This is a genomic window from Rhodothermales bacterium (genome assembly GCA_040221055.1).
Lineage (GTDB): Bacteria > Bacteroidota > Rhodothermia > Rhodothermales > UBA10348 > 1-14-0-65-60-17.
Window position 1 is genome coordinate 22,691 of the sequence record JAVJVN010000008.1, and the last position, 12,060, is coordinate 34,750.

At 55.3% G+C, this 12,060-nt stretch carries 9 protein-coding genes; all 9 read left to right on the forward strand.

Annotated elements, in window-relative coordinates; translation table 11 throughout:
* The first annotated feature begins 36 nt into the window (after positions 1 to 36).
* Positions 37 to 3,084, forward strand: coding sequence for a vWA domain-containing protein (locus RIE53_02615; GenBank protein ID MEQ9103570.1), 3,048 nt, complete (start codon positions 37 to 39; stop codon positions 3,082 to 3,084).
* Positions 3,081 to 4,535, forward strand: a complete 1,455-nt coding sequence (locus RIE53_02620; protein ID MEQ9103571.1) for a protein kinase — start codon at positions 3,081 to 3,083, stop codon at positions 4,533 to 4,535. Before RIE53_02615 ends, RIE53_02620 begins: the two co-directional genes overlap by 4 nt.
* A gap of 43 nt (positions 4,536 to 4,578) precedes the next feature.
* Complete coding sequence (locus tag RIE53_02625) at positions 4,579 to 5,538, forward strand: FHA domain-containing protein (GenBank protein MEQ9103572.1); 960 nt, start codon at positions 4,579 to 4,581, stop codon at positions 5,536 to 5,538.
* Between the two features lie 5 nt (positions 5,539 to 5,543).
* Positions 5,544 to 6,611: a protein phosphatase 2C domain-containing protein gene (locus tag RIE53_02630; protein ID MEQ9103573.1), complete on the forward strand. Its 1,068-nt coding sequence runs from the start codon at positions 5,544 to 5,546 to the stop codon at positions 6,609 to 6,611.
* 53 nt (positions 6,612 to 6,664) lie between these two features.
* Positions 6,665 to 7,495, forward strand: coding sequence for a hypothetical protein (locus RIE53_02635; protein ID MEQ9103574.1), 831 nt, complete (start codon positions 6,665 to 6,667; stop codon positions 7,493 to 7,495).
* Between the two features lie 70 nt (positions 7,496 to 7,565).
* Positions 7,566 to 8,024 (forward strand): hypothetical protein, encoded by a 459-nt coding sequence (locus RIE53_02640; protein ID MEQ9103575.1) that lies wholly within the window; start codon positions 7,566 to 7,568, stop codon positions 8,022 to 8,024.
* A gap of 32 nt (positions 8,025 to 8,056) precedes the next feature.
* The gene (locus tag RIE53_02645) at positions 8,057 to 9,160 is read left to right on the forward strand and encodes a carboxypeptidase-like regulatory domain-containing protein (GenBank protein ID MEQ9103576.1); all 1,104 of its coding nucleotides are present in this window, start codon (positions 8,057 to 8,059) and stop codon (positions 9,158 to 9,160) included.
* A 134-nt stretch (positions 9,161 to 9,294) separates the two neighbouring features.
* On the forward strand, positions 9,295 to 10,941 hold the full coding sequence (locus RIE53_02650) for a hypothetical protein (protein ID MEQ9103577.1): 1,647 nt from the start codon (positions 9,295 to 9,297) through the stop codon (positions 10,939 to 10,941).
* A 3-nt stretch (positions 10,942 to 10,944) separates the two neighbouring features.
* Positions 10,945 to 11,925 (forward strand): hypothetical protein, encoded by a 981-nt coding sequence (locus RIE53_02655; GenBank protein MEQ9103578.1) that lies wholly within the window; start codon positions 10,945 to 10,947, stop codon positions 11,923 to 11,925.
* The last annotated feature ends 135 nt before the right edge of the window (positions 11,926 to 12,060 follow it).

The window sequence follows — 12,060 nt, forward strand, 5'->3', positions numbered from 1 at the left end:
GCCAAAATTGTTTCCCGGTTTGTTTTTTCAGCAACCTTGCTGCTCTCCGTGGGCCTGACCGAAGCCGATGCACAACAGGCTGGAATCACGGTCATCACGCATGGATTGAGCCCGTCCAAGATCACAAGCGGAAACGCTTTGGACAAGAATAAGCAGCTTCCCTGGATGCTTGAAATGGCGGTGGCCATCGGTGAAAATGCCAAGTCTCGAGGATTCACGTATTCCATCCGCATGTATGATGAGCGGTCCTTTCACTTTTCGCCGCATCACCCCCTGCTGTGCGATGAATTGCTCATGGGCGCAGATGTAGCGCTTGAAAGGGACGCAGGGGGCACGTGCAATGCGCACGACACGGCAGCAGATGAGGTCATCCTCCTGTACCCATGGATTGAGGCAAGCAATGAGAATGCCACGGGCATGTCCTCTGCGGAAGCAGCCGCACTGGCAAACGCTCTTGTACTCGGCTACTACAGGGGGGAGTACAATATTTCGCAGCCCATGCATTTCATTGGACACTCACGCGGCACGGTAGTCAACAGTCAAGCCGTTCGGCGACTGCTTAACTATGACGTGGGTGCGAATATCGATCACGTGACCTTTCTGGATCCTCATGATTGGGGATATCTGTGTGGTTGGGATGATTTTGACTTGAACGGTGATATCGGACTGGGCGACAGGGCATACCCGCCGCGGTCCTACGCGAACAGGCAGGACGAAAGAAACAGGGGGGTAATCGCGTGGCGGGGAAATACCTATTACGACACCTACTATCAGATAAATAATCTTAAGCGGGGCGTTCAATCAGATCTGATTACCACACAGGATCAAGGGACCGCTGGTTGCCTGTCTTCGACGGCGCTGGATCTCATCAAGAGAGCGGGGTTGGCATATGTTTCGGGTCGCCGCCCGTCTTTGGCGGTATTGAGCTATCTGCAAAGAGAGGGGTTCACATATGCGTTGAATGGCCGCCCCGTACAGGCCACTGTCAACCATGATTGGACGCACGAGGAATACAAGGAGAAGGAGAAGGGTAGATCCAGGAATCTACCCATGAGTCATATAGGCGTCGTTCACCGCTACATTGCGTCCATTTCCGATGCTTCCATTCCGGACGGATATCGGCATTCCAGACTTGGAGGAGGTAGTGGTCGCAAGCAGCCCCAGAACGGGCCACGGGCTGATTGGCGCTTCGGTAGCTCCGAAATCGGCCCTCAGTGGGTTGAAAATGGTTCGTTCGAATATGGCTACGAAAACGTATCTGTCACGTCCTGGATTCCTGGATGGGGCAGGCATTTCAGCCAAGGATTGGTGACCGCGAACGTACGGAACGGTGAGATATGGCTCCGTACGGACGTAAGATCCGCATTGACGAGTGACCTCGTGTATGTACCCCAAACGGCCACCGAGTTGACGTTCGACATTCGAACACCACCGTACAGTGACGTCGATGTCGCCGTTGAATTCCAGGTCTTTGAGGGTTCAGGGAGGTTCGACTACAGCTCATTCGTTCCGGCCAGCGGGTACGGTGCCAATGTCAACCCGTCCGGTGGTGTTGGAGGGCTTACCCGAATCAACAACATCGATGTGTCGGGACTTCAGGGAAAAGTGGTTCGGATTCGCATTTCGGTTGCGAAGGGTGTGCTTCCCGTTACCGTCGTACTCGACAACGTTCGCATCCTGACCGGAACGCCAACCCTGCCAACCCCCTCGACGGCAGAGGTCGTCTACATCATCGACTCTTCGGGCAGCATGCGACAGAACGACCCGCGGAATGCACGAACGGCCTCCGTCCAGGTGGCCGCACGTCTGCTTCCCGGGAATACGTCGCTGGCGGTTGTTGACTTCGACACGCAAGTCCAGACCATCGTGCCACCAACGCTTTCGCAAGGGGCCGAGGAGGTCATACAACAAGCCATGCGTCGCGTAAATGCAGAGGGTGGGACGGACATCGGTCGGGCGCTGGCCGGTGCCACGGGTGTGATGGCTCCGGGTATTGGGCGTGTGGTCCTGCTGACCGACGGCCAGGGTTCGTACAACGATGAGGCGCTGGCATACCGTCAGAATGGATGGTGCATTGATACGGTCGGGCTGGGATCGGACGTGAACAGTGCACTGCTTTCACGCATTTCGGCGGATTCGGGATGTGGAACGTATCGCCACGCGAGTCGCGCATTCGAACTGACTGGCGCGTTCGCCGAATGGGGGGTAAAGGATGGACGGTCGACCATGCTTGCACGCACGGAAGCCATGGTCGCTGCAGGCACGACGGAGGTCATGGAGTTTACGGCGGACGGAACCGTATCCGACGTATCGCTCCTGGTGTCCAGTGAGGTTGGAATCAATCGAATCCAGGTACAGGATGCCAACGGAAGTCCGATTGAAACCTGGTCCCCGCAGAGGGCCGAAATAGATCAGCGGTCCCTTGCGTTGTCCGGGAGCGGCGCGTATCGGGTCCTTGTCGAAATGATCACCGGATCATCGGGAACGGGGCGTTTCCTGGGGCGCGTATTGGCTGTGTCCAGTATTCGAACAGAGCTCAGCATAGCCGGGCAGGTCGTCAGACCCCGAATGGCTTTGCCCATGAATTTCCGATTTTCCGGGGAAGCTCGCATGCCTGATGTCCTGGACGTGACAACACAGATCTATCGGGACGGTGTCAATGTTCAGGAAGCAGCATCACGTCAACTCAGGGTTCGCTCGCAACAACTCTCTACGTCCGTCCAATTGCCGGACGAAGAGGGGATATACGATGTCGTAATGCATATCCAGGGAGCGGCCCCGGAGTTCAACGATTTCAAGCGGATAGTCCCGCTGACGGTCACGGTTTCGCGTAATGCGGAAATCGGATTTCCGGTGGTAGAGGTCGTGCGCGGAGACGAGATCTTGGTATCGGATGCCGATATGTTTGGTCTCCATGTCGGTCAGCCCGTGGTGTTCAGGCGATCAGACGGCAGGATTGTTGGTGAGGGCATCGTCAGGGGACGGGTCGGTCCGCTGGCCCGAGTCTTTTTGGCTCGGCGGATGACACGGATTGATGTCGGTATGACAGTGGATTTCGACACGAACTATTTCTCGGGTCGATGATGCGGATTGCAGCGATCGGGTTCTTTTGCTTCTGTTTGGTTGCACCCGCAGCCGGACAGCAGATCCGTACGTTGATTGTGCACGGGACGGCTGCCGGCGATACCGTCGTGCTCTCTTCGGCTGGCGTGATTGTGGAATCCGTGGTGACCGACCCGGATGGTATTGCCTCCTTTTATCATCTGCTTCGGCCGGGAACGTACGAACTCGGCGTCCTGACGCCAACGGGCACAAAGACCAACCATACACTGGATGTGAATGAGGTGTCTGTTTTTACCCGAGTGGTCCGTCTGTCAGCGCGAGCCAATGATTCTGGCGTTGATGACACCCCCACTATGGCGTTGCCATCGGACAAGGAGCCTGCAGCAGGGCTGAGTGCTGGAGGGGGAGGGGGTGGCGGTCGATCCTCGTCAGACAGAACGGAATTCCTGTGGCCGATTCTGGCCGTTTTCATCATCGTGTTGGGAGGCACAGCGTTTGTACTGAGTCTCAAGCGACGCGCGCCGAGCCTGGAACCGGAAGCGATCGAAGACTACGTAGTACCCGTTGCCGAGATCTCATTGGATTTGCCGACAGAGGCGGAGGAGGTTGACCAAGAATGGGCCGTTCACAACCCTGCCGCAGCTGGGTATCGAATCATCCGGCAGGTGGCCGTAGGGGGCATGGCCACCATCTATGAGGCGGAGCATACGCGGTGGGGCACCTGCATCTTGAAAGTATTGCTGCCGTCACTGGAAGGGGATGAAGACCTGGTAGTCAAGTTCAAGCAAGAGGGGGCAGCCATTGCTCGCATCAATGAGGCGTCGGGCTCCGAGACAAAAGTGGTGAAAGTATTCGAATACGGGGAACTGGCGGATTCGGGGCGATCATTCATCTGCATGGAAAAACTGCAAGGATTGGGCCTGGAGCGCCTTCTTGCGCAAAACGGGGCGTTGCCCTTTTGCGATGCGTCTCAGTTGCTCAAGCTCATTGCTACAGCACTCCGGGAGGCGCATGAGATAGGGATCACCCATCGTGATGTGAAGCCTGACAACGTAATGGTGGTTTCAACAGACCCACTCGATGTACGTCTGATAGATTTCGGCGTGGCGCGCCACGAGTTCATGTCAGCGCGGACGCTCACCGGCACGCTCGTCGGTTCACCCCGATTCATGAGTCCCGAGCAGGCCAACAGTAAACCCGTTGACCACCGGACAGATATCTATTCTCTCGGTGTTCTGGCGTGGACATTGAGTATGGGCAGCCCCCCGTTCAACAATCAGAATCCGCTGGTTGTGCTCAAACAGCATGTTGAGGAGGTCGTACCGGACATTGTCGGTCCCGATGTCCCGGAAGCTTACGTGGATTTGGTGGCCTCCATGTTGGAGAAGGATCCAATCCAGCGTCCGGCTCTGATGTCGGATGTCATAACAGAGATAGACCGGATTCGGTCTACGAGCAATTGCCCACAGTAACGCAACAAGGAAAACAATGCGCAACTACCTACCCACACTGTTCATGATCGTCACCCTTGCCCTGTGCGGGGCTGCATTTGCACCGGATTCCGCAGCACAGACGTGTTACATAACCGAGCCGCAGCGTTTCTCCTTGATTGAGGATTGTCTTGACGAATACGAAAGCGAATTCGTCAAATTGAATGGTTGGGCGAGAACAGTCCATGACATCGGATCGCCGACGTTCGAATATTTCGTACTCACAGACGAGTTTGGGAACACGGTTACGGTTCGAACGACCAAGGGATTGAAGATCGGTCGACAGTACGTCGTTGAGGGAATTGTAAACATGTTCACATTGGACAATGGATTGGATATTCCCGTCATCCACGAGTCCACGCGATATTGGGTTATGCGGCCGTACCTGATTTGGGCCGGCGTTGGTGTTTTGGCCCTGTTGGTAGTCGGGTTTGTGTTCTATCAAACCAAGAGCGGCAGTAAAGGACGGCGATCACGCGTACCAGCATCGGCTGCCGCACCCGCTCCAGTTCGAGAGGTCAAGCCTTCCCCGACAATTGGGCCAGAAGATCCGACGGTCAAACTGGATGGCGATCTCGTACGAGGGTCGGCATTCGAGATGTACGTTCCGCAGAAAACCCTCAAGATCCTGGGTCAACTTGAGTTTGTCGGTGGTCCCGACAAAGGGAAGGAAATACCGTTGTTGGTTCCCGCGTCGGAAAGTGGTCGCTCCGGTGCCGGTCACGAGTTTCATATTGGCCGTGAAAAGGGACAACCATTCGAATCCATCATGCTTTCGGCACCTACCATCAGCAGAAAGCAGGCCAAGTTGGCATTCGTGAATGGGCGATTCGTATTGACCAACTACGCCTCTGTCAACAAGAATCCTACGCTCGTGAACGGTCAGCCCATGGATGTGGGTGGCCAGGTAGCCATCAGTGATGGCGACGTGATCACGTTTGGCGAAATAGAGGTCAGGCTGACGTACGCGAAGACCAACGTATAGTCGGAATGCAGAACGCGCTGACAACGTCCATTCTCTCGAGGCAAGGTCGCAGGTCCTCCAACGAGGATGCGGCATTTGCCAGGGTTCATCCACAAGGAAACGCAGCAATTCTGGCTGTAGCCGACGGGATGGGTGGTGCTGCGTGCGGAGAAATCGCATCGGAAATTGCCATCGAGGAAGTGGAGGCTTTCTGGCGGTCCTTGCCTGCCGAGCCGAACCACGCAACAGACGTCGCGCGGGAAGACCTGATAGATCTTTTCTTTCGAATTGATCGACGGATTGCCGCCTATTCGCGCGAAAATGAGGAAGCCAGCGGAATGGGAACGACCCTCTCATTGGCGTTCCTTGTCGGGCATCGCCTTTATGTAGCGCACATCGGTGATTCCAGGATCTGTGTGATTACCAGCGACGGGCGTTGTGTACAACTGACCGATGATCACTCCATGGTGGCAGAAGCCGTCCGTGAAGGACGCATGACGGAGGACGAAGCCCGGACCAGTCCGTATCGACATGCGCTGTCCCGCGTACTTGATGGAGGTGGAGACTGGAAACCGGATGTTCGGGTGTACGATGACTGGGATCCGGAGTGGGTCCTGTTGGCCAGCAGCGATGGATTTCACGGCGTGATCGACCATGCGTCCACCGCACATCTGGTGCAGATGTACCGAGACGAGCCGGAGCTTACGGGGGTCCTGGTCGACGCAGCACTGGAAGCCGGCAGCAATGACAACGTTTCCGTCGCGTGCTGTGTGTACGGTATCGTCCGGCCGGCCAAGACCGACCGGTACGATGGAGATGCCACCGTGCGACTGGACGATTTCTACAGGAAAAGAAAGGCCAGGCGCACTCGATGGGTGATTATTCTGGTGGCTGTGGTGCTGGGCATCGCGGCTGTTGTGTCGGAACGGGACCGGATTGTGCGGCTCGTTCCATCCAGAACTGCTTCGGATACGACGCAGACTGTTCAGGATACGAGTGCCGTCAACGAGGAGCGCAGATTGTTGGAAGTGCTGGGAGAATCAATGGATTACAAGGAGACCGACGTGAGCGCAGATACAACACAGACACCGTAGGCGGGCGCATGACAGTGGGTCGGTTCAATGGGTTCGGAATCATAGGTGTGATCTTGTTTACGTTGGTGGTTGACTCCAACGTTGCAGCAGCCCGCCAGCCGGATATTTCCGTTCTCGGGGTGGATCGATTGGAGAAACGCGTCCGTGTCCGGTTGTCGAATTTGGGGGCGTTCCGGTTCAGTGGCGTCCCGGATGCACATCCCATCCACGGCAAAGTGCTTGTGGATGGCGCGCCGGTTCCGGTGATCGTCCGGAACGTAAAGAGTACATCCAAGAAGGTGCTCGTGGTTTTGCTTCTGGACGCCAGTCAAAGTGTTCGCGAGGACAAACATCGTGTTAAGGTTGATTCGCTCCAATCTCGACTGGCCGGCGTGGATGCGGAATTGTCGTTCCAGTTATGCCGCTTTGCGGAACGAATGGTCTGCTCGACGCCTCCTGGGCCGGCTGCGTTCTGGGCGCGTCCCGTTGGTTCCATCACGGACTTGTACGGAGCAATCCATGCGGCTGTCGACCGCAATGCTTTGCCCCGGCCCGACTTGACGGTCGTGCTGTCGGACGGGTGGCACACCGGTCCACTGGATGAGGAGAAGACGCGGGTCGTTTCGCGGTTGACCGAGGAGGGGACGCTCTATTACTGGACCCCACCCAGTGAAGTACTGGTTGCCCATCACATAAAGCAGACCGGCGGTTCCCCCAATTTTGCCTCTGGGCCCGCAGACCTGAACCGAGCTATCGAGGACCTGCTCGTTCGGAGGCATCATGAGTATGAAATCGATTTTCCAATAGTGGGGATGAAGTGGGGGGCATCCTTCCATCGACTTGATTTTCGTGAGGATACCGGGGGCGTCCAGACAATCCGGTCAAGGCGGCTGATTATCCGATAGGATTTTCCGCGACGCCTGGCAAAGGCAAGGACGACTGCATGTGTTTACCCACGATCCAATCCGACAGACCATGCATTTCATCCTCAAACACGCCCGCTGGTTTGGTATGGCCGGGCTGCTTTTCCTTTGCGGCTGCGGAGCATCATCGGCCACATTGGAATCTTCAGACCCATTGGAGGGCGTGGCTGCCACGATAGGTGTCATCCTTGGAGCCGAAGGACAGCCGGCGTACGGCGCCGAGATTGAGGGTGCTGGAATGCTTCTTGAGACGGACTCCCTGGCCGAAGGAGCAATTGCCGTCATTTATGAGTGGCAGATTCCGGAGGACGGCGAGTACACGTTCACGGCAAGGGGTGAAAACTTCCGGGAAGTAGGGACAGCAGTTGCCAAGGTAGAGGGGGGCAAGTTTGTTGTCCGTGCGATGATGATTGAAATCGGTACGACTTTGTATTTCCAGACCGTCGGAGCTGACTCATTGAAAGCAGTTCCGAATGCCTACGGCCCCGGCAAAGTTAAAGTGGAAGGTTGATTATGAGACATTCCACTACAAACATCAGCCGCATGTGGTTGCCTGGCATTCTGATCACGTGCTTGGTATTGAGTTCATGCAGCAATTCCGATAAAAGACCGGACCTGACTGACTCTGGTGAAAACCAAGACCGTCAACTGAGCGAGGTCCTGGGCGAGCACTATGCGTCCGGCAGGGAAGAAGATGACCGCCCCATTGCTGACAAGCCGGCCGAAGACGGGTCGGTAGAACCGGAACCTGTCATAATATCCCCACCTCCGGAGCAAGAGGTTGTGGAGGTCATCCTTGGTTCGACAGAAGTGGAAGAGAGCAGCGGTCCTGATTCCTCAAAGCCTGTTCGCAGTGATGAAGTGTCGGATGTTGTCGAGGAAGAGGATCCCAAGGCTGAAGTTCGGATATCGGCCGATTCAGATGTCAGAATTACATTCAAGAACGCACAAACAGGGGCTGAATACGACGTATCGGCTGGAACGGTTGAGCTTGATCCAGGCGTGTATTCCTGGGTTGCCCGGAAACCCGGCTACCTGACGGCAACATCGAACCCCGATCGTCCTGTACGTGTCGAGCCAGGAGCGAGGTTGAATCTACCCCCGATAGTGTTGCAAGAACAGTTGGACGACGACGGCTCAACTGGACTTTCCGCTGATGTGGAAAATGTGCTTAAGCAGGCCCCTCCCCCTGATTCCCAGGGTAAAACAGAATGGATAAGGCAATTGTACTCCATCGGTGACGCGAAAATGGCGGCCCGTGATTTTGAAACAGCCCGGCGGGCGTTCTGGAAAGTCCGTGGAGGCTCAGAAGACGAATACTCCGCGAGCTTGAACCTGGCCGTTCTGTATTTCCTGGTATCACAGCCCGATTCCGTTGATTACTACCTCAATGAAGTGCGGGGGCTCATGCCGAACATTCCTGTCAGCGGAGGGAATCGGGCCCAATATCGGGCACGCATCGATTACTACCAGGGTCAGTCCGCGTATCTCAGATATAAAGCAACCATGGATCCCAACTATGCCACGATGACACTCACCAATTTTGCTTCGTTCCGAGCCAATCTGGAAGATGAATTCCGTGCAAGCGAGGAGTTTACCAGCATGCTTGACACCATTGTCCAGTTGGAAAAAGAACTTCAGCGATAATAACAAGGTCAGTTCCTATGCTAATCAGATCTGTATACAGATGGTGTGGATTCCTGTTACTGGTAATTGTTTGTACAAGTACCAGTAGGCAAAGTCATGCGCAGGAGCCCGTCGGTCAGGTCTCTGCTCCTGCCATGGCGCCAGATGATCCGTCCCTGATTGCATTTGCGCGCCAAACCGTGGACGCCAAGTCCATCGTGTTGCGCTTGCCGTCCGGTACCGAGTTGGATCTGGACATTGACGACGGACAGCAAGTCCCATCTGCTGAAGAGTCCGTATTCGGAGGACTCTTTGAGACCATGGAAGGTGTGAATCAGCGTCGCTATGACAGTTCGTTCAGATGGCGGCCGGTCGTCGATCCGGAAGGAGTGCGCTGGTTCGCGTTTGTATCCATCACGAAAGAAACGGGATCCAAACAGGCATACGTAAACGGACTATCAGCTGAGGATGCACTGATCCTCCCCCGTGCGATTCCTCTTCCTGCCCCTGGCCCCGTCTCGGAATTGGACTGGTCGGCTGACGGGAGTCGACTCGTCGCCACCATGGGTGTACGGTCTGCTGCAGGTCAGCCGACCGTCGAGTTATTTGTGAGCAACCCTTTTGATATTGACCACCTGACAGTGACAGGCGGATTCCTTGAATGGCATCGGATTACAAATAATGATCAATATGAGTCCTCTCCGGAATGGAATAAAGGGGATAAATGGAACAAGGACTATCTCGTATATCGCGCTGAAAACAGGGCGGACGGAGAACGTGCCATCTATGTTTTACTAGATGTGGGAAACATGGTGTCAGCTGACATTTCACCGGTGAAAATATCGGGCGAGTTGGATGGCTACGCACTCTATAAACCGTCTTGGTCTCCATCCGGCAGGTATGTATCCGCCTATGTATCTGCCAGGCGACTCGTGGAAACCACGGAGGACAGTCAGCTGCAGGATATTGTGTTGTTCGATGTTCTTACCCGGGTGGACAGAGACGGCCGGAGAGAGATTGCAGGAGGGCGCTTATTGAAGAACGCACTCAATGCGGATCGCGTCGTGAAAAACGTGGTCCCGTCGGAGGGCTCCGGCCCGGCATGGATTCCATCAGAGGATGGACTCGCCATCGTCTATGTGGATCGAACGCCCGGTTTTCCAGTGAAAATCGCGAATGTGTCCGCTTTTCTTGCCAATGAACTGGACGAGTCAAGACTGGCGACGCTGGCTGCCTTTGAACAGGCAAGCCAGAGCAAGGAAGTAGCTGTCGCCATGGGGAGCGGGAGGCTTCATTTTGCCTTCAGTTCTCAAGTAGAAGGCATTCCGACGTTGACGCTCAGGCAGATACCACTGCCCGGCGCCCGGTTGCAATACTATCAAGAATTGGATCCCATGACGGCAGTCAAACAATCATTGATGTTTCCGGGTCGCGGTCAATCCTACAAGGGCGAAGACAATAAGGCGGAGATATTCAAGTACACGGGATATGCACTCGCGGCGGCGAACGGATTGTTGCTTGCGCGATACACGTACGATTGGGCAAAGTGTGAACGGGCATCTTCCTGCAGCGGCGGAATACGATCACAAAGAAATGCGTCTAGGAGTCAACTGACAATAATGTTTGGAATGACCACTGCGTTCTATGCATACAATGTATACGATGCCTATTCGGGCTTTCCCATCTTCCGACGAATGACCGGAGGTGAACTGGCAGGTAGAAATCGTAAAATGGACGTAAAAATGGCTTTTCTTCCCGGCCCGGGAGCGAATCCGACCGCGCATTTATCCATTCGGTTTTAACTCATGATGCTCGTCAGGAAAACGTTTGCTGCCTTTACCATCGCCGTCCTGTGTATGAGCACAGCACTGGATGCGTCCGCCCAGCAAGGGCAGCGAGACGGCATCATGGAAGATTGGTTGTACGCCAACCAGGAATTTGATATCGCACGGCTTACAAACATGCTGTATGCCGATTATCTCGATATCCTGGTAGAAGCCGCTGTGATTTCGCGGCAGGACGCGGATAGATACGCTGATGTGATTCCCGGTATTGGATCCAACCACCGGCTTTCGAATTGGTGTGTCACGAAGGATGCGCTTGAGGTGTTCGCGCCAACCTGCTCATTGTTAACGGGCAAAGTCGAGGTGTCCGTTGTCCCGGATGCGGATGATCTTTATGCTGCCGTTGTGGATCGTGGAGATCCCACTCCGATACCCATCTATTCGATCGGCTTGTTCGAGGTGCGCGGGCAGAAACAGTTGATGAAGACAGCTATGCCTCCACCAGGTCCTCCGCTCGGAGATTTCTTGAAGGTGCAGCTGCTGGACCCTGCGACACTGGACGAAGACTTGGAGTCGTCATTACAAGCGAGGAATGCCGATATCGTGTCCCTGACGGCTGCTGTGGTTGCTTGTCATGGGACAGACGCGGGAAGGGAGATGGTATCGCGATGGATCCAAACAGGAAAAGCAAATCGATACCTGTCCGGACGCAACAATGTGAGAGGCCACATTCGTGTTGCACTCTTCGCACGAGCCGCATCTTGCTCGGGGCGCCCTGGCGAAGCGCTCAAGTGGCTGAAGTCTGTGTATGATGTGAGCCTGTATCGGGATGCGACACGATACGGAACCGAATTCAGGGTCATCCTGGCAACATCTTTGCTCGAGCAAGGGGCGTGGGAAGACCGTAAGCATGCCTTGGAGATCATTACGCTTGTGGCTGAGCAGGATCCACGTCTTGTCCCTGCTGAATACATGCTCTCCATACTGAACACTCCCTCCTAAGCTGAGCGATTCGTATTTGTGACGTGTCCAATATCGCTGATTTGTCTGTGATGAACCACGCCCCGGACGTTCCGGTGGCTCAGAGCCGGGTCAGCGTCCGTCCTGGACCCTCTTTCGGGCTTGAGACAGACCGGT

Coding starts and splice junctions, on each gene's coding strand:
- RIE53_02645 (MEQ9103576.1), top strand. CDS start 8,057: ATGTGGTTGCCTGGCATTCTGATCACGTGCTTGGTATTGAGTTCATGC.
- RIE53_02650 (MEQ9103577.1), top strand. CDS start 9,295: ATGGCGCCAGATGATCCGTCCCTGATTGCATTTGCGCGCCAAACCGTG.
- RIE53_02620 (MEQ9103571.1), top strand. CDS start 3,081: ATGATGCGGATTGCAGCGATCGGGTTCTTTTGCTTCTGTTTGGTTGCA.
- RIE53_02625 (MEQ9103572.1), top strand. CDS start 4,579: ATGATCGTCACCCTTGCCCTGTGCGGGGCTGCATTTGCACCGGATTCC.
- RIE53_02630 (MEQ9103573.1), top strand. CDS start 5,544: ATGCAGAACGCGCTGACAACGTCCATTCTCTCGAGGCAAGGTCGCAGG.
- RIE53_02655 (MEQ9103578.1), top strand. CDS start 10,945: ATGATGCTCGTCAGGAAAACGTTTGCTGCCTTTACCATCGCCGTCCTG.
- RIE53_02640 (MEQ9103575.1), top strand. CDS start 7,566: ATGCATTTCATCCTCAAACACGCCCGCTGGTTTGGTATGGCCGGGCTG.